The organism is Rhodococcus sp. PSBB066 (assembly GCF_017068255.1).
Lineage (GTDB): Bacteria > Actinomycetota > Actinomycetes > Mycobacteriales > Mycobacteriaceae > Rhodococcus > Rhodococcus aetherivorans.
Genome location: NZ_CP070859.1, coordinates 4,194,270 through 4,219,402, shown reverse-complemented (window position 1 = coordinate 4,219,402; position 25,133 = coordinate 4,194,270). Strand labels below are relative to the sequence as shown.

The window sequence follows — 25,133 nt, the reverse complement described above, 5'->3', positions numbered from 1 at the left end:
TCAGCGCTGCCCCCTCTGCAGGGCTTCCGCCAGCGCGGCAGCCGCTTCCGGGGTGCTCGCCAGCCGCCAGTCGGTTTCCTTGTCGTGATCGAACCAGACGAACGCCGCCACATCCGTCCGGTCGTCGAGGAAGGAGATCAGGTCGCCGACCCAGTCCGGCTTCGACCCGCCGACATCGGTGCTGCCCACCTCGGTGACCACGATCGGCTTGCCCGGCGCGATCCGGCCGAGCTCGTCGAGGGTCTCCTCGAACAGCTCCCGCGGCGACGTCCAGCGGCTCCACGGCTGCGTGGCGCCCCAGTTGTATCCGTCGGCCCCGACCACGTCGACATACTCCGCCCCCGGGTACAGGTCCGCGATCATGCTGCTGCCCTCGAACGAGACGTTCGGAGCCCACACCCATTTCACGTTGGCCACCCCTTTCGACGCGAACAACTCGTGCACGTGACGCCACGCGGCGACGTAGACGTGCGGCGGTGTCCCCCCGGCCGGACTCCAGGGGTACCAGGTCCCGTTCGGCTCGTGCGCGAAACGCAGGTAGACGGTCGAACCCCACGCGGCGAGCTCGTCGGCCCAGCGGTAGAGGTAGTCGTCGTGCACGCCCGCGGCGATCGACGCCATCGTGAACTCGCCGCGCTCGTACCGCCCGTCGCCGAGCCAGCGCCACGGCTCCCACGTGACGATCGGGTCGGCGCCCAGCCGCCGCACGGCGGCGAGCCCCGCGACGGGCGGCGGCGAGGCGAAGTCGGAGAACGACAGCACCACGGTCGGGGGAGTGCCCGCGATCTCGGCGACCCGTTCGAACTCGTCGACGGCGGTCGGGCCGCCGGGCGTGCTCACGCCGAATCGCAGGCACGCGCCGACCGGCTCGTGCAGCGGCGTGATCGCGGCGCCGCAGTCGATCGCCGGCGCGCATCCCACGGCGGTCGACACCGCGACGGCGAGGCCCGCCGCGACCGCCGCCGGGCGAGGATGTCCGTTTCTCACCGCTCCACCCTCGCATCCCGGGCGAACCGTCGCCGGGTTTGTGACGGTTCGTCCGGGATGCGAGCGGGGTCTATGCCGGACGTCCGGGTCCGTGCAGCGGTGTGCCGCAGGGTGCAACACGATGCAACGCTGGCCGCACCCACCTGCCGTGCGGTGTGCTCTGTATCACAACAGTTCAGGACGAGGAGCACGCAATGACCGACACACTGACCCCACCCGACGCCGCGATCACCGGACCGCAGGAGAGGGTCGACGCGTGGCTGGCCGACTTCGAGGCCGCCCTCGCCGCGCGCGACGTCGAGGCCGCCGCGGGCATGTTCGCCACCGACAGCTTCTGGCGCGACCTGGTCGCCTTCACCTGGAACCTCAAGACCGTCGAGGGCCGGGAAGGTGTCGCCGACATGCTCCGTGCGCGGCTGCACGACGCCGACCCCAGCGGGTTCCGCACCACCGAGCCCCCCACCGAGGACGGCGGCGTCGTCAGCGCCTGGATCGCGTTCGAGACCGCTGTGGGCCGCGGCGTCGGGCACCTGCGGCTGAAGGACGAGGGTGCCTGGACCCTGCTCACCACGATGCAGGAGCTGAAGGGGCACGAGGAGAGCAAGGGTGTCCGCCGGCCCAAGGGCGTGCAGCACGGCGCCGACCGCAACCGCGTCACCTGGTCCGAGAAGCGCGAGGCCGAGGAGCGCGAACTCGGCTACACCACCCAGCCGTACGTCGTGATCGTCGGCGGCGGCCAGGGCGGCATCGCCCTGGGCGCCCGCCTGCGCCAGCTCGGCGTGCCCGCGCTCGTGCTCGACAAGCACGACCGGCCCGGCGACCAGTGGCGCGGCCGCTACAAGTCGCTGTGCCTGCACGATCCCGTCTGGTACGACCACCTGCCGTACATGCCGTTCCCCGAGAACTGGCCGGTGTTCGCGCCCAAGGACAAGATCGGTGACTGGCTCGAGATGTACACCAAGGTCATGGAGGTGCCCTACTGGTCCAAGACCACGTGCACCTCGGCGTCCCACGACGAGGCGACCGGCGAGTGGACCGTGAACGTGGTCCGCGACGGCGAACCCGTCGTGCTGAGGCCGAAGCAGCTGGTGCTCGCCACCGGCATGTCCGGCAAGCCCAACATCCCGACCTTCCCCGGCATGGACCGGTTCCGCGGGGACCAGCACCACTCCAGCCAGCATCCCGGGCCGGACGCGTATGCGGGCAAGAAGGCCGTGGTGATCGGCGCGAACAACTCGGCGCACGACATCTGCGCCGCGCTGTGGGAGGTCGGCGCCGACGTGACGATGGTGCAGCGCTCGTCCACGCACATCGTCAAATCCGACTCATTGATGGACCTCGGCCTCGGCGACCTGTACTCCGAGCGGGCCCTGGCCGCGGGGATGACGACGGCCAAGGCCGACCTGACGTTCGCGTCGCTGCCGTACCGGATCATGCACGAGTTCCAGATTCCCGTCTACAACGCGATCCGGGAGCGCGACGCCGACTTCTACGCCCGGCTCGAGAAGGCCGGGTTCATGCTCGACTTCGGGGACGACGGCTCCGGGTTGTTCATGAAGTACCTGCGCCGCGGGTCCGGCTACTACATCGACGTCGGTGCCGCCGAACTCGTCGCCGACGGCGAGATCAAGCTGGCCCACGGCGGCGTCCGCGAACTCACCGAGAACAGCGTGATCCTCGAGGACGGCACCGAACTCGAGGCCGACCTGGTGGTCTACGCGACCGGCTACGGCTCGATGAACGGGTGGGCGGCGGACCTGATCGGCCAGGACGTCGCCGACAAGGTCGGCAGGTGCTGGGGCCTGGGGTCGGACACCACCAAGGACCCCGGCCCGTGGGAGGGCGAGCAGCGCAACATGTGGAAGCCCACCCGGCAGGAGGGCCTGTGGTTCCACGGCGGCAACCTGCACCAGTCGCGGCACTACTCGCTGTACCTGGCGTTGCAGCTCAAGGCCCGGCACGAGGGGATCCCGACGCCGGTGTACGGGCTTCAGGAGGTCCACCACCTGAGCTGATCCCGGAAAGCGACGAGCCGCCGGCGCGCACGACGCGCCGGCGGCTCGGCGTGCCGAGACTGTGGGCGGGTGGCGTGCCGGACCTGGTGCCGGGTCAGGCTGCCGGGTCAGGCGTAGTGCCGCAGGACGAACTCGGTCAGACCCTTGCGGATCGTCTTCACCGCGTGCTTCTGGCCCTGCTTGAGCATGAAGCCCGGCACCGGGATCTTCGGGTCGGTGGACATCGTCACCCGCACGCGCGTCCCGCGCTCGGTGCGGGTCAGGCGGTACTCGCCGTCCTGGGAGTGCTGCATCTCGCTCTCGATCAGCGTCCACGAGGTGGACTCCTCGGTCCACTCGTGCTCGATCACCTGCGTGTCCGAGATGCCGAACAGTGCGAGCGTCATGCGCACGACGCGGGGCCGGCCGTCGTCGTGCCGCGATTCGACCTGCACGTCCTTGTGGGAGGACGACCACTCCGGGATGCGCTCGATGTCGGTCAACGCGCGCATCACCTGCTCGGGCGTCGCCTCGATCTCGAACTCGTCTGACACCGATGCGGCCATATGACTTCCCACTCCCTGGTCGATTCCCATGCCGGTGGTCCGGGTACCCGCCTCACGGACCCCCGACACGTGTTCCGACGAACGAGGCCCCCGGATCGCTCTCGATAGTGACATAGATCACAAAGCCGCCGTACTCTGGTCCAATGAGGCACGTGACGACCGGACCCCGGGACCTGCAGGTCGCCGTGGGCGACACCATCGAACTGCACCTGCCGGAGAACACCTCCCGCGACTACACCTGGTGCCCCACCCACATCGGCAAGGGTCTCCTGCTCAGCGACGTGCGATTCGTGCCGTCCCGGAATCCGCTCCCCGGCGCCGGCAGCGAACGCATCCTCTACCTGCGCGCCAAGCGGCCCGGCACCTGGCCGGTGTCGCTCCAGTTGCAGCGGGCCGAGCACAGGTCGGCGGACGAGCGGAGCATGACCGTCACCGTGACCTGACGGACCACTGCTCGTCGCCCCCGGCCGGTTGCGGTTCGCCCAGGCTCCGGCAGTGCGCCAGGTAGCGCCGTGCCCAGTAGTGCACCGGCCGATGGTCGCCGGCCGCGGTGAGTCGAGCCAGCGCCCGGGTGCGGTCCACCAGCTGCTCGTGCAGGACCCGTTCCAGCACCGCCACCCGGCGCCCGTCGCCGGACGTCGCAATCTGCTCCACGCAGCGACTCAGGCGCGCGGCCCGCGCCGACGGGCGCTCGGCCGGCGCGCCGCCATCCTGGAGGGCCTGCTCCAGAGCGTCCCGGTAGCCGAGCGCGTGCTCCAGATCGTCCGCGATCTCCCGCAGGCGCACCGGGTCGGCCGTGCGCTCCCGGCGCGCCGCCAAGATCTGGATCTGCGTCTGCGTCAACTGCAGCACCGCCCGGAGGTGGACGGTCAACGTGCTCTCGTGCATGGTTCTTCCTCGCTCGACCGGTCTGTCACGGTCGAGTACACCCGCATCCTCTTAGCGATGGCTTAGCGCCGATCGGCCTCGATCGGGCGGGTCCACCAGTTCGCGGAGGCTACGCTGAAACCCGGTCGTTCCGGTCGCACAGGAGGCGAACGTCATGGCAGGACGCATCGTGCACTTCGAGCTCCCCTACGACGACGGTGACCGCGCCCGGTCCTTCTATCGCGACGCATTCGGATGGTCGCTCGCGGACGTCCCCGGCATGGACTACACCCTCGTCACCACCGGTCCCGTCGACGAGACCGGCACCTCCACCGAACCCGGGTACATCAACGGGGGCATGTTCCGACGCGACGAGTTGAAGAGTCCCGTCGTGACCGTCGACGTCGAGGACATCGACGCCGCGCTGCAGAGGATCGAATCCCTCGGCGGGAAGACGGTGACGGGGCGAATGCCCGTCGGCAACATGGGATTCGCGGCGTACTTCGCCGACACCGAGGGCAACGTGATCGGGTTGTGGGAGTCGAGGCGCGGCGTGTAGCGGCCGCGTCGGGGGCTGTTCGACGTCGACTGTGAACGCACCCTGCGAGGAGGGCCGGGGCGGATCGACTCGGCCCGTGCACCCCGCGGGGTGCTGGGCGCACCTCAGCCGTTCACGGTGACTCGCGCCTGTCCAGGATCACGGACGCGGTCGTTGCGACCACCCGGTCGTGGTGGTCGGTCAGTGCGATGAGGACGTCCCGTGCCGCAGGTCCGGGGATCTCGGCGAGCGCTTGCGTGACGCGCAGGCGTGCAGGCGCGTCGAGCGTCCCGTCGAGTACTTCCTGCACGGCTCGGACGACGTCGACCGTGGACACCGACACGGCGGCCAGCATGCCGAGAACCTCGGCGGCTTCGACGTCGGCCCGGCCCTCGACGACCATCTCCAGCAGGATCGGCACGGCCTCCCCGGCACCCCGGGAGCCGCGGGCCACGGCGGCGCGGTCGCGGACGGTGACATCGCTGTCGTCGAGAGCCTTCGACGGCAGCGCGGTCGCGGCTGGGACGTGCACCTCCGCGACAGCAGCGATCGTCCTCCGCCGGACGTCGATGTCTGCCGAGTCCAACCCGGCAGCCAACTCCGCCAGCCCCGCAGCCCCTGCCCTCGCCAACGACCAGCGCAGCGCCCCGGCGACATTCGGGTCGTCCTCTGCGAGTGCTGCCTCGGCCAGAGCCTCGACGGGCAGCGCCGCGTTCTCGTGCTGCGACAGGACGGCCTGCTGACGGCGGGACCCGGACTCCGATTCGAACGCGTGTAGCAGTGTGACGATGCGCAGGACGTCCTCCCACGCTTCCGGCGCGGCCGAGTCGACCCGCTCGAGTCGCGCAAGCAGTTCGGTCTCGGCAGCGATCCGCGCACGGGTGTGCCGGATCAGGTCGTGCACCAACTCGGCCGGCGCGAAGTCGAGTTCGTCCAGCGCGCGTTTGGTTTCGTGCAGCGACAAGCCCAGACTCCTGAGGCTCTCCACATGGAAGAGGCGACGGATGTCGTCGGTGGTGTACTCGCGGTAGCCGCCGGAGGTGCGACCCGTCGGCGTCACCAGACCCAGGGCGTCGTAGTGGCGCAGCATGCGGGTGCTGACACCGGAACGTCGCGAGACCTCACCGATCAACATCACGTCACTTCCCGGTCCGGTGCGGTGGCGGCGACACGTTTCGCCAGCTCCAGCGACAGTGTGAACCCGCTGTCGGGATCGAGGCGGAGCCGTTCGGTAGCTTCCGCATGCGCCCGGACGCCGGGGTCGGAGCTCACCATGGCCGCTTCCAGGACCGGCGTCGCCGCCTCGTCGAGCATCGCCAGTGCACGGCTGAGGCTGAGTTGCAGGTCGTGGTCGCCTCGGCCGAGTGCGGTCCCCAGAGCCGCGGCGAGCCGGCCCTCGCTGCCGGCCGGCACGAGCGTGACAGCCGCCCGCCAGGCACTGCGGGCAACGTCGTCGTCCCCGTCGTGCAGCATCGCCGACACCGCAGGCCAGGCCTTCCGATCGCCGATCTTGGACAGCGTGTGCAGGGCCTGACTGCGGGCCTGCGCGCTGCCGGAGCCGAGTTCCTCGAGCAGTCTCGGCACGGTGACGTCGGCCGGGAGCCGGCACAGCGCCCACGTCAGCATGTCGCGGACGAAGAAGTCCGGTTCGACGCCGCACCGGCCGACGAGGATGGTCGTGAGCCGCACGTCGGCGAGGGTGCCGGCCTCGAGCGCCGACCGCAGCCGAGTTGCCGGATCGGCACTGACGAGGGCGGCGACGAGGCGAGCATCCGGCTCGCCGTGGCTGGCTGTGTTCATGGGATACACCTCCTTCGTCGACCATTCGAGCGCTTGTCACAGTGTGAAGGTCAAGTGATGCTCGCCGTCGGCGCAGCGCCTGGCGTCACGATCCGCGCGCACCGACGAAAGCATCTCCCTCGGCCGCATCCGTCGTGCGGGGAATCGGCGCTGTTCGAGGGACCGTCCGGCCCCGGATTCACCGCTCGTTCACGCGGCGTGCCAGGTGGGGGCGCCCGACTGCAGCGTGATACTTGCCCCGTCGATGGTGACGGTAGCGGTGATCGCGTCCGCAGCGGTCTGCACCGGCAGCAGGTCGGTGTGGGCTTTGCGGTGCCGGGGGCGCCGGTCGTCTCGTTGCGCCAGTGAACCGTGCACGGGCAGTAGTCGAAGTCCATGGTCCACCCGCGAAGCGGCGGGGTGCTCGGATCGGTGCGCAGGTACACCGCCGCATTGATCAGGGGGTGATGTTGCCGGCCGAGCCGGTGTTGCCGGTCACCAGACCCCAGTCACTTGACGTAAGGTCGCTTGTCGTCCAGCAACTCGGTATGGGTCGATGCGGTGCAGCCGGTAGCGGGTGATTGCGGACGCATCGAGACCGGTGCTGCGGACGGTCAGTGAGTCGACGGCAGCCACGTCCGGGCAGCGGTCACCAACGCGGCGACCCCGATCGGCAGCGTCGGTTCGATTACAGGGGCGTAGTGGGGTGAATGGTTGGACGGCACGGTGAGCAGCGCGGGATCGGTCATGTCACCGGTGGTGAAGAGCGACGGATCGGCGCCGCCGAGAAGCCAGTAGGACAGCGGCGCCCCGGCGGTGGTCGCGAGAATGCCGACGTCCTCGCTTCCGGCGCCGGCTCCCGGATCGAGAATGTTGTCCTGCCCCAGCCAGGTCGCGAAGGCCTCGAGGCTCGTGCGCAACGCGTCCGCGTCGTTGGTGACGACCGGAAAGCGCTCGATCTCGGTGATGGTCGGGTCCTCCGGCGCGCCGGCCGTGGCAGCTTCGCCGCGCACGATGCGTTCGACACTGTCGAGGATGCGGCGGCGCACGGCGGTGTCGTAACTGCGGATGTTCAACTGGATCTCGGCGTGCCCGGGAATCACGTTCGCGGCGTCACCGGCATGGATCGACCCGACGGTGAGCACCGCGGTCGCGGTACTCGGAATCTCCCGGGAGACGACGGTCTGCAGACGCAACACCGTGGCGGCGGCCAACACGATGGGATCGACCGACGCCTCCGGCATCGATCCGTGCGCGCCCCTTCCGACGAGCCGCACCCGCAGAGAATCCGAGCCCGCGTACGACGGGCCGGGATGTCCGGCGATCTTGCCGGCCGGCAGGGGCGCCACGTGCTGACCGAGCACGACGTCCGGCTTCGGGAATCTGTCGAACAGCCCGTCGTCCACCATGGCCTGCGCACCCGCGCCCAGCTCCTCGGCGGGCTGGAACACCAGCAGTAGGGTGCCGGTCCAGCCGGACCGGTCGGCAGCGAGAATTCGGGCCGCGCCCAGCAGGCAGGTGGTGTGCAGGTCGTGGCCGCACGCATGAGCGACCGGCACCGTGCCGCCGTGCTCGTCGGTGGCTGTGGCGGTGCCGGCGTAGTCGAGCCCGGTGTCCTCGCGGACGGGAAGGGCGTCCATGTCCGCCCGCAGCAGCGCGGTCGGCCCCGGCCCGTTCTTCAGGACGCCGACCACGCCGGTCTTCCCTACGCCGGTGGTGACCTCGAATCCCGATGCCCTCAGCCGGTCGGCCACGATCGCGGCGGTGCGGTGTTCTCGGAATCCGAGCTCGGGATGCCGGTGCAGGTCCTTGTACAGATCGACGAGTGCCGGATCGATCGTGATACCGCCGGGTGCGGTCATGGTTTTCCTTCGATTACGTCTTCTGCTGGGCAGACGACTCGACCTTCGAGTTCCATGAGGCTGGCTGTGCACACGGAGCGCGGTTGTGCGTGAGGCCATCCTTCCACGCCCTTACTCGGCGCGGGGTGACTTCATGCGACCCGGCTCGAACGGGTTGCGCACGAATACGTTCGGCCACCGCCTCGCCCGAAGCGCTATCGGCCACAGCCGGCGCGGGTCGAGGGCTGCCCTGGCGAAGCCTGGGGCGCCGGACCGGTGGTCGACGAGGTGTGCAAGCTCGACGAAGCCGGTGTGGTGACACGGAGACTGGTGTAATGGTGTGCGGCGAGGGGGGTTCCATCGATACTGTCGACGAGGCGGCGTTGCGGGACGCGGGTGCGGGTTGACAGGCCCTGAGCGTCACGGCGAGCAGCGGGAACCGCGCAGTCGCGATGGTGGTCGGGCCCGAACTGTGACGGAGGTGCGTATGACAGTCGCTGACACGGTGGCGCCGCTGGTTCGTGCGGTGCTGGGCGCGCAGGCTCCGGTCGGGATCAGGTGTTGGGACGGCAGTCGGAGTGGGCCTGCGGACGCGCCCTGGCGGGTGCACCTGGTCAATAGGCGTGGTCTACGGCGATTGCTGTGGGCGCCCAACGATCTCGGTTTCGCTCGGGCCTACGTCTCCGGCGACATCGACATCGAGGGGGACCTGCTCGCCGGTCTGGACGTGTTGGAGCAGGTGTCGGACCCGAGCCGCGGCCCGGGTGTCCGGATCGACGGGCACACGAAGAAGGCGCTGGTGAAAGCGGCGCTGCGCCTGGGGATCCTCGGCCCGCCCCCGCGGCCGCCGGCGGAGGAGATGAAACCGGTGCGCGGGCGCCGGCACGACAAGGGGCGTGACGCCGCCGCGATCAGCCACCACTACGATGTCGGCAACGACTTCTATCGACTCGTGCTCGGAGAGTCGATGACCTACTCGTGCGCATACTGGGCGGCGCAGAGCGAGGATCTGGACGCCGCCCAGTACGCCAAATGCGATCTGGTGGCCCGCAAACTCGGCCTGACCGCGGGGATGCGGGTACTCGACGTCGGCTGCGGGTGGGGGACCTTCGCGCTGCACGCGGCACGTCACTACGGCGCGCACGTCGTCGGTGTCACCCTGTCCCACGAACAGGCGGACTACGCCCGCAAACGGATGGTCGACGCGGGCGTGGGCGAGTTGGTGCAGATCCGGGTCCAGGACTACCGCGACGTCACCGATGGCCCCTACGACGCGATCTCGAGCATCGGCATGGCCGAGCACGTCGGTGCTGCGATGCTGGCGACCTATGCCGCGGACCTGTTCGCGCTGCTACGCCCGCAGGGGCGATTGCTCAACCACGCGATCTCGCGGCGACCGGGCAAATCCCTCGCCGAGTTCTCGAAAACGTCGTTCATCGATCGCTATGTGTTCCCCGACGGCGAGATCGTGCCGCTCGCGACGATGATCGAGGCGATCGAAGGGGCCGGTTTCGAGGTGCGCGATGTCGAGTCGCTGCGCGAGCACTACGCGACGACCCTGCGGGCCTGGGTGGCGAACCTGGAGTCGAACTGGGACGAGGCGGTGGCCCACAGCAGCGCCGGGCGGGCACGAGTATGGCGGCTGTACATGGCCGGCTCGGCGTTGGCATTTGCGGCGAACCGGCTCGGGATCAATCAGGTTCTGGCGGTCAAATGCACCGAACGGGGTCACAGCGGCATGCCCGGCACCCGCGCCGAACTCTTGCGGCCACCCGAACCGGACCCCTCTCCGCCGGGCCACAGTCACACGCAGTGATGTCGGTCCTCTGCCGGCACACGGACACGATGCGGAGTTCTACCGGCTTCTGACGAGGTAGCCGGAGTTTGCTCGGCTCGACCGAGCTGACCATTCCGCGACCTTGCCACGGGCCTCGACTGGGATGATCCGAACTGACACCATTCGTACCCGTCGCGGCGACCGCCGTCGCACCCGAGAGTCCGAGGAGCCCCATGCCGAGTCGCACAGCCGGTGTCACCCTTGTGTCGGCCCTTGCGATGGCGATCCTGGCCGGGTGCGCGCAGCCGCAGGACGGGCAGCCGGTGGCCGAACCGACCACCGCGACGTCCTCCCGTCAGGCACCCACCGGCGGGGCCGCCGTGTCCACGACGGTGGGCGAACAGCCGTGCGACCCGGATGTCGACCTCGACGCACCCGAGGTCTTCGCGGTGGTCGAGCAGCTACCCCCGCCGCAGCAGATCCCCGATGCCACGTGGCTGCAGGCGTACAACGGCAACTACAACCGCTGCAGCGACCTGAGCTACGCGCAGGTCGGGATCGTGGGGGCGACGGGATCGTCGCCGACCCACCTGCTGTTGTTCCACCGCGGCGACTACGTCGGCACCGCTACGCCGTGCGCGCTGAACCCGGCGGTGGTCGCAACGGCCTTCGACTCCATCGACGTCGAATACAACTACCCGCGCGAGGGCGAGCCGAACGCGGCCGCTACCGGTTTCGCGGAGCTGACGTTCACGTGGTCCGACGGCGGGGTCGTCACCGTCGGGCGACTGCCGGACGAGTACCTGGAGTCGACGGGATGCGACGAAATGCGGTGACATCGCCGGGCACTTCGATTGCCGCGGCATCGACGCGAACGTCGGTACGATCGCGGCAAGGTCGGGAAGCCACCCTCAGGACTGCCCGACGGAACAGACAAGGCAGAAACGATGGCAGTCGCCCCCATTCCGGTGGACCAGCGTGTGATCGGGATCGATTCGCGGCGCTTCGCCTCGATCGAGAAGGCGCTCGTCGAACTGATCACCAACAGTGACGACAGCTACTCCCGGCTGGACAACGGCCGCGCACAGGCGAACGGCCGCATCGACATCACCTACGAGCGCCACCAGTCGGGCGCGGTCCTGCAGGTCACCGACCATGCCGAAGGTATGCCGTTCGATCAGGCCGCCCGCATCCTGGCGTACGGGGCAGCCCACAGCCCGCTGTCGCGGGGCGAGGGCCATGGGCGGGGCTACTTCGGGCGCGGCCTCAAGCAGGCCGTGTTCGGTGTCGGCGCCGGAACGGTCGAGACCGTCAAGGACGGCCGGCTCACCCGCATCGACCTCTTCCGCGGCGAGAACGGCGGCTACCTCTACGACGACCACGGCGGCGACCGGCCGGTCTCCGACGACGACCGCGAACGCCTCGGCATCCCCGGGAACGGTACCCGGGTGACGTTGGTCGTGGAGAACCCGCACGTGGTCATCTCCCGGTACCAGACCGTGGTGCAGGCGCTGTCCGACAACGTCTACCTGCGTGAGGTGCTGTCGCGGCGGAGCGTGGAGGTGGTGCACGTCGCCGGTCGGCACGAGATCCAGCGCAGCGGCCGGGTGCTCTTCGACGAACCCCCGGCGCTCGTGCTGATCGGTCCGGACGCGCCCGGCAGCTTCGACTTCGACGGCGACGAGTACACCTTCACCCTCACCCTGAAGCGGGCCGAAGGTGCCGAGCTGGCCATGTCGGGGGACGAGCGCACGAACGGTCTCGTCGTCGTCTCGGGCCTCGCCGTGCTCGACTGTCAGATGTTCGAGTACGAGAACCAGGTGGGCGCCGAGTACCTGTTCGGCACCGTGCACTGCGCGGCCCTGATCGAGCGGCTCGGGCAGGGTGAGCCGATCATCAGCGACGAGCGTGAGGGTCTGAACCACAAGGACCGGTTCGTCGCCGCATTCTCGCATGCGGTCAGCGTTCGGCTCGCCGAATATGTGCTGGCCGAACGCGATCAGCTCAGACACCTCGAGCACGCGATAACCTCCGAGCACACCGCGCACATGATCGACCGGCTGCTGCACCGGATGAGCGAGTCGGCGATCCGGGATCTCGGGATCGGGCCGGCGCCGACATCGGCACCGCTGACGACCGCGACCGGCACGGGGAAGTCGGTCGTCCTTGAATTCACGACGCCCTTCTACTACCGCAGGCCCGGCCATCGGTTCCACGTCACTCTGGAAGTCGACACCGAGCGCCTGCCCGGCGACGACAGGCTGACGATCACGTACACGCTGCCCGACTCGATGCGGATCGACCCCTGGCCCGCCGAGATTGCCGTGGAGCAGAAGGCCGGTGTGCAGCGGCTGGAATGGACGGTCGTCGGCGAGGCGGCCGGGGAGCGCGGCGAGATCATGGTGCGGTCCGGGGCGTTCTGGGCGTGGTGCGAGATCGTCATCGCCGAGAACGCGCCGTCGCCGCACCATGTGCCGCGCCCGCACACCCCGCCCCATCCGGAGGAACACCGACGGCCGCCACGCGACCACGGCGAGGACATGTTCGTCGGCTACGACCTGCGCTATCTCGGGGACGACGGTGGACGTGCCGTGTACGACCCCGAGCAGCGAACGATCCTCATCAACACCGGCGACCCCACCGTGCAGCTGTATCTGGACGGCCGGGGCCGGTTCCGGGATGCGGCACGACTGCTGCTGGCCGAGTTGTTCCTCGACGTGATCGCCGGCGAGTTGGCACGCCGATCGCTCGAGAACAGGGGCTTGCAGGACGACGTCCACGCCTACACCGCCGCCAAGCAGAAGATCATCCGCCGCTACGGCGCGCAGATCCACAAGTCGTTCGCCTGACCGCGATTCGGGGTGGTGCCGTGACGAATGCACGCGGACCGGCCGGGAGTCCGTCCCCGGACGCGATGCTCGAGGTCGCGCTCGCGGAGGCCCGGCTCGGCCTCGCCGAGGGCGGCATCCCGATCGGCGCGGCCCTGTTCGCCGCCGACGGGACGCTGCTCGGCCGCGGCCACAACCGGCGGGTGCAGGAGGGGGACCCGTCGCTGCACGCCGAGACCGCCGCCTTCCGGGCCGCGGGCCGCCGGCGCGACTACCGCTCGACGATCATGGTGACGACGTTGTCGCCGTGCTGGTACTGCAGCGGCCTGATCCGGCAGTTCGGCATCGGCGCGGTGGTGATCGGGGAGAGCGTCACGTTCACCGGCGGCCACGACTGGCTCGCCGAGCACGGGGTCGAGGTGACGGTGCTGAACGATCGACGCTGCATCGACATGATGGCGACGTTCGTCGCCGAGCACCCGGACCTGTGGCACGAGGACATCGGCGTCACACCCCCCGAGTAGGGCGATCACCGAGTAGGAGCGATCACCGGGCCGTCGGTGGGGGAGCGGCCGGCTCGCACCCCTCGACGGTGATGCGGGCCAGTTCCGCGACGAAGTCCGCCGTGCTCCGGGACTCCGCGAGCGCTCGCCGCTGACGGCGCGCGCCGTTGCCCCGGCGCAGGATCCGCCGCACCGATGCGCGCGCGGACGGGAAGTCGCCGGCCTCCTCGAGGCCGGGCCGCACGTGCTCGAGCAGCGAGCCCAGCAGCCGGGCTGCGGGGACGGGCCGTTGCGTCAGCGGGTCCATCCCGTAGCCGTCGATGCCCTCCCGCGCGGCGCGCCAGCACGCGGCCTTCAGTCGGTCGGCCTCGAGCCGGGGCGCCGGGTCACCGCGGTGGACGGCGGTGAGCGCGGTGGACACGAGTCCGCGGACGAGGGTGGCGGCGGTGACGGTCTCCTCGATCGTGGCGGGCACGTCGCAGACCCGGATCTCGAGGGTGGGCAGGTGCGGCGAGAGCCGGATGTCCCAGTAGACCATCGCGGGGTCGAGGACGGTGCCGGCGTCGAGCATCATGGCGACGACGTCGTCGTAGTGCCGGGCGGACCGGAAGAAGGGCGGCGGCCCCCCGCTGGCCCAGCGCCCCCACTGGATGTGACGCCAGCTGGCGTAACCGGTGTCGGCGCCGGCGGTGACGGACGAGTTCGCCGTGAGCGCGAGCAGGGCGGGCAGCCAGGGCCGCAGGTGATTGCAGACCTGCACCGCGACGTCGCGATCGGGCACCCCGACGTGGACGTGACAGCCGCAGATCACCTGATCGGTCACCACCCCGAAGTGCTCGGCCATCCGCCGGTACCGGGCGGCGTCCGTGAGCGCCCCGGGCGGGGTGGTGTCGAACGGGGGCACTGCCGCCGCGAGCAGGCGGGACCCGGCGCGTGCGGCGGCCGCCGCCGCCACCGTGCGCGAGACGCGCAGTTCCTGCCGCAGGTCGTCGATCCGGGTGCAGACCGGTGTGGCGGTCTCGACCTGGCAGCGCGACAGCTCGAGCTGGAGGTCGAGCCCGGACTCGCGGGCATCGGCCACGACGGCGGCGTTGCTCAGCCGGGGCCGGCCGGAGTCGGCGTCGACGAGCAGCAACTCCTCCTCGACGCCCATGGTCAGCAGCCGGCCCGGGACATCGCCACGGTCGGATTCGGCACGGCGCGGCAGCGTGGACGTCATCGTCTCCTCCAACCGGAACGGCCGAAACAGCTCGGCAGGACCGTGGCTCCAGCCTGGCACGCGTCCCGGGCAGGTGGGAAGGAAACGGGAGGGAAATCAGGCGGCGCCGACGGCGTGGATGCCGCGTGCCCACTGCTGCAGCGGCCGGTCTCCGAGTGCGATCGCGAGGGATTCGAGGGTGCGGACGCGGTCGGCCAGCTGGTCCGCGAGGACGTGTTCGAGGGCGGCGACGCTGCGCCTGTCCGCCGAGCCGGCGATGGTGGCGATGCAGTCGCTCAGCCGCGCCGCCCGAGACGACGACGACTTCGCGGATGTCGTGTGCGAATGCAGAATTCGTTCGAGGGCGTCGCATCGTTCCGACAAATAGCGAATGTCCGCCGCAATTTGCTGCTTCGCCATCGGATGTGAGCTGCGCTCGTGGCGAATTTCGAGTATCTGCAGTTGCGTCCGCACCAATTGGTGTACGGCCCGAATCTGGTCGCTCAGTGCGCTCGTGTTCGTGTTCATCGGGTTCCCTCTGCCGAATTCGATGATAGCCCCGCACCGGGCGATCCGGCGCATACCGGAGAATCTCGACTTCCGGCCGAGAAAGGACAGAAACGGCGATTCGGAATTGGGATCGGCACGGCCGCGAAGGGAAACGGCGACGAGGAGCGCCGCAGCAATTGTTGCCGCCTTCCCCCACCGAGCCGGTCACCGCCTCGGTGCGGCCCGCTGCCGCGCCCGCGGCGAGATACCGGGGCCGGGAGCCGTCCGCCGCCGGCGGTGCGAGCTCAGTCCTCGGGCAGCGGCGCCGACCAGAGCAGGCGGGTGCCGCCGGTGTCGACCGCGGTAGCGGTGAAGGTGCCCGCGACCTCCTCGGCGCGGGAGGCGAGGTTGTGCAGTCCGCTGCGCGCGACGGTGGCGGGAATGCCGACGCCGTTGTCGGTGACGTCGATGGTGAGGTAGTCGTCGACCGACACGGTGACGGTGACGTTGTTCGCGCCGGAGTGGTGCACCACGTTGCTCATCGCCTCCCGCAGCACCGCCTCGGCGTGATCGGCGAGGGTTCCGGTGACCACGTTGAGCGGCCCGGACATGCGCACGACGGTGCGCAGGCCGACGTCGGCGGTGTGTTCGGCGACGATGTCGTGCAGGGCCTGCCGCAGTTGCCGGGTGCCCTCCATCCCGCCGTGCAGGTCGAAGATCGCGGTGCGCACGTCGGTGATGATGCTCTGCACGTCGTCGATCATGTCCGCCAGGCGCCCGCGGATCTCCGGCGCCCGGGTGCGGGCGTGGGTGCTCTGCAGGTTCAGGCCGTGGGCGAACAGCCGCTGAATGACGTGATCGTGCAGGTCCCGCGCGATGCGGTCCCGGTCGGCGAGCACGGTCAGAGAGTTGAGCCGTCGCTGGTCGTCGGCCAGCTTCAGCGCGAGCGCCGCCTGATCGGTGAAGGAGGTGGCGAGGAAGAGCTGACGGTCGTCGAACGGCTCCCGCCCCGGATCGCGAATGACCGACAGCACCCCCGAAATGGTGTCGGTCGACGCGCGCAGCGGCAGCAGCAGCGCGGGCCCGTGCCGGTCGCCGTCACCGTCGAACTCCGTGACCTGCAGCGGCTCACCGCACCGGTACACGGTTCCGGTCGCGGTCCCTTCGACCCGGATCCGCTTGCCCCCGAACCCGGACGGGTCCGAACCGGCGTATGCGGTGACGATCAGGGCCGCGACGTCCTCCGGCGGCACGTCGGGATCCTCGGGTTGGGCGATCTGCACGTGGTCCGCCTCCGACAGGGCCAGCGCGCGTCGGGCGATCAGGCCGAGCACCTCCTCCGGGTCGGTGTCGGCGAGCAGCTCGGCGCGGATCTCGCTCGTGGCCTCCTGCCAGCGCTGCCGCAGCCGGGCCTCCTCGAACAGGCGCGCATTGTCCACCGCGATGCCCGCCGCGGCCGCGAGGGCCTGCACGATCACCTCGTCGTCCTCGGTGAACGACTGACCGTTGGCCTTCTCGGTGAGATAGAGGTTGCCGAACGCCTCACCGTGCACCCGGACCGGGACACCCAGGAAGGTCCGCATGGGCGGGTGGTGGGCCGGGAAGCCGGACGAGGCCACGTGCTGGGCCAGATTGTCGAGGCGGATCGGTTTCGGCTGTTCGATCAGCAGTCCGAGCAGTCCATGGCCGGTGGGGAGGTCGCCGATCAGCGCGCGGGTGTCTGCGTCTATGCCCTCGTACACGAAGTTCTGCAATCCGTCGCCGCGGCGGTTGAGGACGCCCAGGGCGCCGTAGCGGCAGTCCACGAGCTCGATCGCGGCGTGCACGATGCGCTCGAGGGTCGCCTCGAGCTCGAGCCCGGACGCGACCGTGAGCACGGCCTCGAGCAGACCGTCGATCTGATCGCGCGCGACGATCACCTGGTCGATACGGTCCTGGACCTCCGCGAGCAGCTCCCTCAGTCGCAGCTGCGAGAGGGTCCCCGCGAGCAACGTTTCCTCGTCGGCGGCCATCGCTCACCCCTTCGGTGGATTACGTCCCGTGCGCCGCGTGCCGGGCCGCTTCGAAAGGCCCGGTTTTTCCCATTGTGCCGAGGGTAATCCGTGGGTCACCCCCGGCGCGGTGACTTGCGCCCCGGTGGTGACGACTTTGGACCCTGCCGCGGGCCGCCTCGACGGGCGAGGGTGGAGTGCGGAGATGTCTTTGCAGGAGGGAAAGCCCAGGATGACGACGGGTCCGGAAGCTCCGCTGGCACCGGGTCGATGCATGGCGTTGCTGCGGTCGGTGCCGACCGGCCGTCTGGTCTACACCGACGGGGCGTTGCCCGCGGTGCACCCGGTGACCTTCGCGGCGCCGAACGGCGAGATCGTCGTTCCCACCGGCGACGACGGGTGGTTCGAGCGTTTCGACGGCAGGCTGCTCGCCTTCCATGCCGAACAACTCGAGGCGCCGACCCGCTCGGGGTGGAGCGTGGTCGCGATCGGCCGCGCCCGGCTCGCGCGCGGCACGGACGGTCTCCGCGGATTCGACGGCGCCGGCGGCCTGCCGTGGGGCATCGGCACGGAGGATCCCCTCCTCGTCATCGACGTCGAGCACATCAGTGGGCGTCGTGCCACGCTGCCGTGGTGGCCCGGCGAGCGCGGTTGACCATCCAGTCCCCGAGCCGACCGTGAGCCGGCACACCGTGCGGTACCGTGCTGACCGGGGATTGGAGGCTGGCGCATGGTCAAGGTCTTTCTCGTCGACGACCACGAGGTCGTCCGCCGTGGCATCGCGGACCTGCTCACCACGGATCCCGAACTGACGATCGCGGGGGAGGCGTCGTCGTACGGCGAGGCTCTCGTGCGGGTTCCTGCCGTAGAACCCGACGTCGCCGTGCTCGACGTCCGGCTCCCCGACGGCAACGGCATCGAGCTGTGCCGGGAACTGCTCTCGCAGATGCCGCGACTGCGCTGCCTGATGCTGACCTCGTTCACCGACGAGCAGGCGATGCTCGACGCGATACTCGCCGGCGCGAGCGGCTACGCGCTCAAGGACATCCGCGGCACCGAGCTGATCCAGGCCGTGCGGGACGTCGGGGCAGGCAAGTCCCTGCTCGACAGCCGCGCCGCGACCACGCTGATGGCGAAGCTGCGCGCCGACACCAGCAACGACGGCGGACCGTATGCGAACCTGACCGATCAGGAACGGACCCTGCTCGCGCTGCTCGGCGAGGGGCTGACCAACCGTCAGATCGCCGAACGGATGTTCCTGGCCGAGAAAACGGTGAAGAATTACGTGTCGCGGCTGCTGGCCAAGCTCGGGGTCGAACGCCGCACCCAGGCCGCGGTACTGGCGACGAAGGTGCCGCCGAGACGCCCCGGCGGCCGCTGAACGTTCCGCGCCGCCCGGGCGTTGCGGACGGCAGGGCGGGCACCATGACGGACGACCGGCCCCGATTCGAGCGGCTGAGCCCGCTCGACGTAGGGAACCTGCGCGTCGAGGACCGCGGGGTGCCCATGCACGTGGCCGCGCTCGCCGTCCTGGACGGAGCGCCGCTGCGCGATGCGGCCGGACGCCTCCGGCTGGCGGCGATCCGCGAGCACGTCGCGCGGCGCATCCGCCGCGCGCCCCGGCTGCGCCAGCGGCTGCACCGCCCGCCGCCGGGTGCCGGACCGCCCGTGTGGGTCGACGACCCGCACTTCGACATCTCGTGCCACGTGCGGACCCGCGCCCTGCCCGCTCCCGGCGACGAGGCCACCCTGTTGCGCACCTGCGCGGAACTCGACGAACCACGCCTCGACCGGTCCCGGCCGCTGTGGGAGATGTGGCTGCTCACGGACCGGGACGACGGGACGATCGCGCTGCTGCTGCGGCTCCACCACGTGGTCGCCGACGGCATCGCCGCCCTCGAACTGTTCGGCGCCCTGCTCGACACTGTCGCGACCGCGCCCGACGAGGGCCCCGGTCCCGTGCCCACCCCGGTTCCGCCACCCTCCGTGCGTACGCTCGTCCGCGACAACCTGCACCGCCGGCCCGGGGCCGCGTGGCGGTGGCTCCGGGCAGTGCGGCCGACGGTGGCGGCGCGACGTGCCGCCCTGCGGGTGCGGCAGCTGCGCTCGCTCGCCCGGCAGGGCCGGGCCCCGCGGGTGTCGTTCGACGGTCCCGTCGGGCCGCACCGCCGGCTGAGCCTGGTGCGCTGCGACCTCGCCGAGGTCAGGCGCGTCGCACACGCGCACGGTGCGACGGTCAACGACGTCGTGCTCGCCGCCGTGGCCGCCGGCGCGCGGCGGCTCCTCGCGGCGCGCGGCGAACTCGACCCGGACCTGATCCTGAAGGCGTCGGTGGCGGCGTCGCTGCGCACCGCCGACGACCGGAGCCCGGGGAACCGGGTCGGGATCCTGCTCGTGCCCCTGCCGGTGGGGCCCGGGTCGGTGGCCGCCCGGGTCGCGGCCGTCGCCCGGGAGACCGCGCGGCTCAAGCGGGAGCCGCCGCTGCAGCCCGGGGGACGGCTGCTCCAGCGGTGGACGGTGCGGGTGATGCGGCGCCAACGGCTGGTCAATCTGTTCGTCAGCAATCTGGTCGGCCCGCCCGTGCCGCTGTACTTCGCGGGTGCCCGCGTGCGCGAGCTGTTCCAGGTCGGCGTGGTGCAGGGCAACGTCGGTGTCGCCGTCGGCGTGCTGTCCTACGCGGGCCGGCTGAACGTCGACGTCGTCGCCGATGCCGATCTCGTCCCGGACGTCGACGAGTTCGCCGGCGGGATCGTCGACGGTCTCGCGGAGCTGGGCGTCGCGGCGGTCGGCGGCCCGCCGCGTCGTTGACACGGCCCTTCAGGCGCGATCGCGCCGACCGTGCGCGCCAGCGAATTGCGTGCGCGGAGTGCTGAGAATTTCGCGAACCCGATTTCCCGTACCGCGTGCGGCAGCCGGGTCCGCGCTCGAATTGCGGGACCCGGCGCGTTTGGTAACAATTGGGTTCGGTGCACGGCACCGGTACGGTATGTACAAGATCAGAAATGGAGCTCCAGCATGGACTTTGGAACGTTGGCCGACTTCTTCGGAGCGATCGCCGACCTCTTCGGCGCGTTCGACTTCTTCTCCGGTTCCGCCGAGGACATGAACCTCAGCTGATCCGGGGGAAATAGAGGGGGCCTGCGGGTTGAGGACGCAGGCCCCTTTTCCTGTCCGGGTCCCGGATACCGGTCGCCCGGTCGATCTCATTCTTTACCCGACGTTGATGTTCGATAAAGGTGAGATAACGCGAGATTGAATTTTCGAAAGCGCCGCCGGCTCCGGGGACCTCATTCGGCGTCGCGTTCGGCCAGGGCCACCGGCCGCATGTAGTCGGTGATGTACTCGCGCACCCACCACGCGCCGGTCTCGCGGCGCTCGCGCCACGTGGTGTACCGGTAGCTGAAGTACCGCGCCCGCACCCAGCGGGGCGGCGCGTCGGGGAACGGGTTACGCCGCAGCAGTGCCGTCACGTGCTCGTCGTTGGTCAGCAGCTTTTCGAGCAGTCGCCCGAACCAGGAGCGCGCGTAGTCGGGGGACAGCGCGGCGAACCACATCAGCCAGTCCAGCCGCAGGTGATACGGCGCGTACTGGCGGGGCCGGCGGCGCACGTCGCCGGGCTTGCCCTTGAACTCGTACTCGCGCCACACGGTGCCGGGGCCCACCTCCCGATCGGAGGTGCCCTCGACGATCACCTCGTGCCGGTGCCGGGTGATGCTGCCGAACGCGCCGTAGGTGTTGACGAAGTGCCACCGGTTGAACGAGGCGTTCATCGCCTGCCGGTGGGAGAGCATGTTCCGCACCGGCAGGTAGCTGAGCACCGCGACCGTCCCGGTCAGCGCCACGACCACCGCCACGAACACCGTCGGCGTCGTCCCGTACCCCGGACCGGGTTCGAGCGGCAGCAGACGCTCCCACCAGCTGTCCGGGATCACCGACAGGCCCAGCACGATCGCCAGCCAGTTCAGCCAGGAGAAGTTGCCGCTGACCACCAGCCACAACTGGGTGACGATCATGATCGACGCCGCGATCCCCGCGATCGGCTGCGGCGCGAACAGGAAGAAGGGCACCACGAGCTGGGTGACGTGGTTCCCGGCCACCTCGACCCGGTGCAGGGGCCTGGGCAGGTGGTGGAAGTACCAGCTCAGCGGGCCCGGCATCGGCTGGGTCTCGTGGTGGTAGTACAGGCACGTCAGATCCCGCCAGCACCGGTCGCCGCGCATCTTGATCAGGCCCGCCCCGAACTCGAGCCGGAACAGCAGCCAGCGCAGCAGGATCAGGACGAGCAGTGGCGGGGCGGTGTCCGCGTTGCCGAGGAAGATCGCCAGGAAGCCGGTTTCGAGCAGCAACGATTCCCAGCCGAACGAGTACCAGACCTGTCCGACGTTGACGATCGACAAGTACAGCAGCCACAGCAGGAACCAGACGAGCATCGACGCGATCAGCGGCAGCCGGTCCGTCACCCCGAGCGCGGTGGCGGCGGCCAGGACCGCGCCGAGACCGGCGACCGCCGCGAAGAGACGGTCCGAGTAGCGCAGGTGGAACACGCTCGGGGCCCGGCCGAACGACGTCGCCTTCAGGAAGCGGGGGATCGGCGTCAGGCCGGTGCTCCCGAGCAGCGCCCGGAACTGGTTGAGCGCCACCAGGAACGCGACGAGGTACACCAGGGCCAGCGCGCGCGTGCACAGCAGCCGTCCCAGCGAATACCCGTCGGCGTCGTACCATTCCACGGCAGGTCACCTCGTACCGGTGCGGACCCCTCGAGCATGGCACGCGCACCGCGTTTCGGAAGTGGATTCCCCGTGGTGGGCGGCGGGGTCAGCGCAGCGCCGGCGGGTTGTCCAGATCTCGCGCCGTGTACGTGTCGCACGCCGCGATCTGCCCGGTGGTGTACCCGGCGAGGAACCACTTCTGCCGCTGGTCGGACGACCCGTGCGTCCAGCCCTCGGGGTTCACCCGCCCGCCGGCGGAAGCCTGGATCCGGTCGTCGCCGACGGCGGACGCCGCCGACAGCGCGTCGCGGATGTCCTGCTGGGTGAGGGGCTGCAGGAACGGCTCCCCGGTGTTCGGATCCGCCTGCTTGTCGGCGTGGTACGCCCACGCCCCGGCATAGCAGTCGGCCTGCAGCTCGGTGCGGACGGCCCCGGAGTCGGCACCGCGCGGATCGGCCTGCGCGCGACCGAGGTCCCCGAGCTGGTTCTGCAGGTGGTGACCCACCTCGTGCGCGACGACGTACTCCTGCGCGAGCGGGCCGGCGTTGGCGCCGAACCGGGTGACCAGGTCCTGGAAGAAGCTGGTGTCGAAGTACGCGGTCCGGTCGGCCGGGCAGTAGAACGGTCCGACGTCGCTCGTGGCGTTACCGCAGCCCGTCGCGACCGCACCGGAGAACAGCACGACCGCGGGCCGGACGTACTCGACGCCGGTCTGCGGCCCGAGCTGCTGTTCCCACACCGCGTCGAGGCTGCCGACGGTGAACTGGACGCGGCAGTCGACGCTCGCGTTGGCGTCCGCTCCGGTCTCACAGCCCTCCAGGGTGCCCGAGCCGTACTGCCCGGACTGCTCCGGGGCGCCGCTGCCGAGGAGCGAGCCGGGATCACCTCCGAGCAGCAGTGCCAGGATCAGCACCAGCAGGCCGCCGGCGCCACCGCCGATCGCGATCTTCCCGCCCGGTCCGCCTCCGCCGCCGACCCGGATGCGGCCGCCCTCCATCCGAGCGCCCTCGTTGAACGTCATCGCCGCCTTCACTTCCTCGTCGCAGGGGGACCGATCGGTTCAGCTTGGCACGGCCGATCGGGTACGGGTGTCCTCGGCGGATGTGTGTCTTTCGTAGGATTGCAACGACGACGTCCCTCGTTAGGTTGTTTCGAAAGGAATTCCGTGCTGCGCACCCATCTCGCCGGCTCGTTGCGAGCCGAGCACGCCGAGCAGACCGTCACCCTCACCGGCTGGGTGGCCCGGCGCCGCGACCACGGCGGGGTGATCTTCATCGACCTGCGCGACGCGTCGGGTGTGTCGCAGGTCGTCTTCCGTGAGGGCGCCGTCCTCGAGCAGGCACACCGTCTGCGCGCCGAGTACTGCATCAAGGTCGTCGGAGTGGTCGAGGTCCGGCCGGAGGGCAACCAGAACTTCGACATCCCCACCGGCGCCGTCGAGGTCAACGCCTCGACGCTCGAGGTTCTCAACGAGGCCGCGCCGCTGCCGTTCCAGCTCGACGACCAGGTCGGCGAGGAAGCCCGCCTGAAGTACCGCTACCTGGACCTGCGCCGCGAGGGCCCGGGCAAGGCGATCCGGCTGCGCAGCAAGGTCAACGCCGCCGCCCGCGGCGTGCTCGCCCACCACAGCTTCGTGGAGGTCGAGACCCCGACGCTGACCCGCTCCACCCCGGAGGGCGCCCGCGACTTCGTGGTGCCGGCGCGGCTGCAGCCCGGCAGCTTCTACGCACTGCCGCAGTCGCCGCAGCTGTTCAAGCAGTTGCTGATGGCCGGCGGCATCGAGCGGTACTACCAGATCGCCCGCTGCTACCGCGACGAGGACTTCCGCGCCGACCGGCAGCCGGAGTTCACCCAGCTCGACATCGAGATGGCGTTCGTGAGCCAGGACGACGTGATCCTGCTCGCCGAGGAGATCCTGCACGCGCTGTGGCGCCTGGTCGGGCACGAGCTGACCACCCCGATCCCGCGCATGACCTACGCCGACGCGATGCGCCGCTACGGCTCCGACAAGCCCGACCTGCGTTTCGGCCTCGAGCTCGTCGAGTGCCGGGAGTTCTTCAAGGACACCACCTTCCGGGTGTTCCAGGCCGAGTACGTCGGCGCGGTCGTCATGCCCGGCGGCGCGAGCCAGCCGCGGCGCCAGCTCGACGCCTGGCAGGAGTGGGCCAAGCAGCGCGGCGCGAAGGGCTTGGCGTACGTGCTGGTCGGCGAGGACGGGGAGCTGTCCGGACCGGTCGCGAAGAACCTCACCGACGCCGAGCGCGAGGGCCTGGCCAAGCACGTCGGCGCCCAGCCCGGGGACTGCATCTTCTTCGCCGCCGGCGCCACCAAGCCCATGCGCGCGCTGCTCGGTGCCGCTCGCGGCGAGATCGCCCGCAAGCTCGATCTCATCGATCCCGACGACTGGAAGTTCGTGTGGGTCGTCGACGCCCCGCTGTTCGAGCCGGCCGCCGACGCCACCGCCTCCGGCGACGTCGCGCTCGGCAGCTCCGCATGGACGGCGGTGCACCACGCCTTCACCTCGCCGATGCCCGAGCACCTCGACACGTTCGACACCGATCCCGGCTCGGCCCTCGCCTACGCCTACGACATCGTGTGCAACGGTCACGAGATCGGCGGCGGCTCGATCCGAATCCACCGCACCGACATCCAGCAGCGCGTGTTCAAGGTGATGGGCATTTCCGAGGAGGAGGCGAACGAGAAGTTCGGCTTCCTGCTCGAGGCATTCAAGTACGGCGCTCCGCCGCACGGCGGCATCGCCTTCGGGTGGGACCGCATCACCGCCCTGCTCGCCGGCGCGGACTCGATCCGCGAGGTCATCGCGTTCCCGAAGTCCGGCGGCGGTGTCGACCCGCTGACCGACGCTCCGGCGCCGATCACCCCCGAGCAGCGCAAGGAGTCCGGGATCGACTTCAAGCCGGAGCCGAAGAAGGCCGAGAAGTAGAGCACCGACAGGACCTCGTCGGCGGCGCCTGCCCACGGGCCGGCGCCGCCGCGGTGTCAGGGGCAGCGCGCACGGCGGGGCACGGCCTGGCACAGTGACAGCAGGCGCCGGACGGACGGAGA

Annotated in this window: 23 protein-coding genes; 11 read left to right on the top strand and 12 right to left on the bottom strand. The window is 70.2% G+C overall.

Annotation, left to right across the window (positions count from 1 at the left end):
- The gene (locus JYA75_RS19075) at positions 1–885 is read right to left on the bottom strand and encodes a glycosyl hydrolase (protein WP_037201674.1); all 885 of its coding nucleotides are present in this window, start codon (positions 883–885) and stop codon (positions 1–3) included.
- A 296-nt stretch (positions 886–1,181) separates the two neighbouring features.
- Here JYA75_RS19075 and JYA75_RS19070 point away from each other — a divergent pair, with 296 nt between their 5' ends.
- Positions 1,182–3,002, top strand: a complete 1,821-nt coding sequence (locus JYA75_RS19070; protein WP_203329256.1) for an NAD(P)/FAD-dependent oxidoreductase — start codon at positions 1,182–1,184, stop codon at positions 3,000–3,002.
- A gap of 107 nt (positions 3,003–3,109) precedes the next feature.
- Here JYA75_RS19070 and JYA75_RS19065 read toward each other — a convergent pair whose 3' ends face one another.
- Positions 3,110–3,547 carry an SRPBCC family protein gene (locus JYA75_RS19065; RefSeq protein WP_006930655.1) on the bottom strand — a complete coding sequence of 146 codons (438 nt, stop codon included), beginning with the start codon at positions 3,545–3,547 and terminating at the stop codon, positions 3,110–3,112.
- 143 nt (positions 3,548–3,690) lie between these two features.
- Between JYA75_RS19065 and JYA75_RS19060 the strand changes: the two genes are divergently transcribed.
- Positions 3,691–3,990 (top strand): protease inhibitor I42 family protein, encoded by a 300-nt coding sequence (locus JYA75_RS19060; RefSeq protein ID WP_029543529.1) that lies wholly within the window; start codon positions 3,691–3,693, stop codon positions 3,988–3,990.
- Here the strand turns inward: JYA75_RS19060 and JYA75_RS19055 are convergent.
- Complete coding sequence (locus JYA75_RS19055; RefSeq protein ID WP_006930659.1) at positions 3,977–4,435, bottom strand: hypothetical protein; 459 nt, start codon at positions 4,433–4,435, stop codon at positions 3,977–3,979. The two genes, JYA75_RS19060 and JYA75_RS19055, sit on opposite strands and share 14 nt — an antisense overlap.
- A 154-nt stretch (positions 4,436–4,589) precedes the next feature.
- Here JYA75_RS19055 and JYA75_RS19050 point away from each other — a divergent pair, with 154 nt between their 5' ends.
- Positions 4,590–4,973, top strand: coding sequence for a VOC family protein (locus JYA75_RS19050; RefSeq protein ID WP_203329255.1), 384 nt, complete (start codon positions 4,590–4,592; stop codon positions 4,971–4,973).
- 112 nt (positions 4,974–5,085) lie between these two features.
- On the opposite strand, the gene JYA75_RS19045 is transcribed toward JYA75_RS19050, so the two are convergent.
- From JYA75_RS19045 to JYA75_RS19030, 4 genes are all read right to left on the bottom strand, one after another.
- Positions 5,086–6,087 carry a MerR family transcriptional regulator gene (locus tag JYA75_RS19045; protein WP_203330198.1) on the bottom strand — a complete coding sequence of 334 codons (1,002 nt, stop codon included), beginning with the start codon at positions 6,085–6,087 and terminating at the stop codon, positions 5,086–5,088.
- On the bottom strand, positions 6,087–6,752 hold the full coding sequence (locus JYA75_RS19040) for a HEAT repeat domain-containing protein (RefSeq protein WP_203329254.1): 666 nt from the start codon (positions 6,750–6,752) through the stop codon (positions 6,087–6,089). The genes JYA75_RS19045 and JYA75_RS19040 overlap by 1 nt, the downstream gene beginning before the upstream one ends.
- A 189-nt stretch (positions 6,753–6,941) precedes the next feature.
- On the bottom strand, positions 6,942–7,109 hold the full coding sequence (locus JYA75_RS28880) for a hypothetical protein (RefSeq protein WP_231772855.1): 168 nt from the start codon (positions 7,107–7,109) through the stop codon (positions 6,942–6,944).
- Between the two features lie 236 nt (positions 7,110–7,345).
- Positions 7,346–8,593 carry an amidohydrolase gene (locus tag JYA75_RS19030; RefSeq protein WP_203329253.1) on the bottom strand — a complete coding sequence of 416 codons (1,248 nt, stop codon included), beginning with the start codon at positions 8,591–8,593 and terminating at the stop codon, positions 7,346–7,348.
- Between the two features lie 466 nt (positions 8,594–9,059).
- On the opposite strand from JYA75_RS19030, the gene JYA75_RS19025 reads away from it, so the two are divergent.
- From JYA75_RS19025 to JYA75_RS19010, 4 genes are all read left to right on the top strand, one after another.
- Entirely contained in the window at positions 9,060–10,388 is a 1,329-nt protein-coding gene (locus JYA75_RS19025) for a cyclopropane-fatty-acyl-phospholipid synthase family protein (RefSeq protein ID WP_203329252.1), read from the top strand.
- Positions 10,389–10,582: 194 nt separating this feature from the next.
- Positions 10,583–11,185, top strand: a complete 603-nt coding sequence (locus JYA75_RS19020; RefSeq protein ID WP_203329251.1) for an LppP/LprE family lipoprotein — start codon at positions 10,583–10,585, stop codon at positions 11,183–11,185.
- A gap of 111 nt (positions 11,186–11,296) precedes the next feature.
- Positions 11,297–13,198, top strand: a complete 1,902-nt coding sequence (locus JYA75_RS19015; RefSeq protein ID WP_203329250.1) for an ATP-binding protein — start codon at positions 11,297–11,299, stop codon at positions 13,196–13,198.
- Positions 13,199–13,263: 65 nt separating this feature from the next.
- Positions 13,264–13,701 carry a nucleoside deaminase gene (locus tag JYA75_RS19010; RefSeq protein WP_029543547.1) on the top strand — a complete coding sequence of 146 codons (438 nt, stop codon included), beginning with the start codon at positions 13,264–13,266 and terminating at the stop codon, positions 13,699–13,701.
- A 22-nt stretch (positions 13,702–13,723) separates the two neighbouring features.
- On the opposite strand, the gene JYA75_RS19005 is transcribed toward JYA75_RS19010, so the two are convergent.
- The 3 genes from JYA75_RS19005 to JYA75_RS18995 all read right to left on the bottom strand — a co-directional run bounded on the left by JYA75_RS19005 (position 13,724) and on the right by JYA75_RS18995 (position 17,379).
- A complete protein-coding gene (locus JYA75_RS19005) occupies positions 13,724–14,899 on the bottom strand; it encodes a glutamate--cysteine ligase (protein WP_203329249.1) in 1,176 nt (391 codons plus the stop codon).
- A gap of 96 nt (positions 14,900–14,995) precedes the next feature.
- Entirely contained in the window at positions 14,996–15,460 is a 465-nt protein-coding gene (locus tag JYA75_RS19000; protein WP_239010468.1) for a hypothetical protein, read from the bottom strand.
- Between the two features lie 212 nt (positions 15,461–15,672).
- Positions 15,673–17,379 (bottom strand): GAF domain-containing sensor histidine kinase, encoded by a 1,707-nt coding sequence (locus tag JYA75_RS18995; protein ID WP_203329248.1) that lies wholly within the window; start codon positions 17,377–17,379, stop codon positions 15,673–15,675.
- A 211-nt stretch (positions 17,380–17,590) separates the two neighbouring features.
- On the opposite strand from JYA75_RS18995, the gene JYA75_RS18990 reads away from it, so the two are divergent.
- The 3 genes from JYA75_RS18990 to JYA75_RS18980 all read left to right on the top strand — a co-directional run bounded on the left by JYA75_RS18990 (position 17,591) and on the right by JYA75_RS18980 (position 20,166).
- A complete protein-coding gene (locus JYA75_RS18990; protein WP_029543553.1) occupies positions 17,591–18,013 on the top strand; it encodes a pyridoxamine 5'-phosphate oxidase family protein in 423 nt (140 codons plus the stop codon).
- Between the two features lie 75 nt (positions 18,014–18,088).
- Positions 18,089–18,739 (top strand): response regulator transcription factor, encoded by a 651-nt coding sequence (locus JYA75_RS18985; RefSeq protein ID WP_029543555.1) that lies wholly within the window; start codon positions 18,089–18,091, stop codon positions 18,737–18,739.
- Positions 18,740–18,783: 44 nt separating this feature from the next.
- Complete coding sequence (locus tag JYA75_RS18980) at positions 18,784–20,166, top strand: wax ester/triacylglycerol synthase family O-acyltransferase (protein WP_203329247.1); 1,383 nt, start codon at positions 18,784–18,786, stop codon at positions 20,164–20,166.
- A 479-nt stretch (positions 20,167–20,645) separates the two neighbouring features.
- On the opposite strand, the gene JYA75_RS18975 is transcribed toward JYA75_RS18980, so the two are convergent.
- Together JYA75_RS18975 and JYA75_RS18970 are read right to left on the bottom strand one after the other, a co-directional pair.
- On the bottom strand, positions 20,646–22,085 hold the full coding sequence (locus JYA75_RS18975; RefSeq protein WP_065922588.1) for a lipase maturation factor family protein: 1,440 nt from the start codon (positions 22,083–22,085) through the stop codon (positions 20,646–20,648).
- A gap of 88 nt (positions 22,086–22,173) precedes the next feature.
- On the bottom strand, positions 22,174–23,088 hold the full coding sequence (locus JYA75_RS18970; protein ID WP_065923478.1) for a neutral zinc metallopeptidase: 915 nt from the start codon (positions 23,086–23,088) through the stop codon (positions 22,174–22,176).
- Between the two features lie 144 nt (positions 23,089–23,232).
- Between JYA75_RS18970 and aspS the strand changes: the two genes are divergently transcribed.
- On the top strand, positions 23,233–25,011 hold the full coding sequence (gene aspS, locus JYA75_RS18965) for an aspartate--tRNA ligase (protein ID WP_006930709.1): 1,779 nt from the start codon (positions 23,233–23,235) through the stop codon (positions 25,009–25,011).
- Positions 25,012–25,133: the final 122 nt, after the last annotated feature.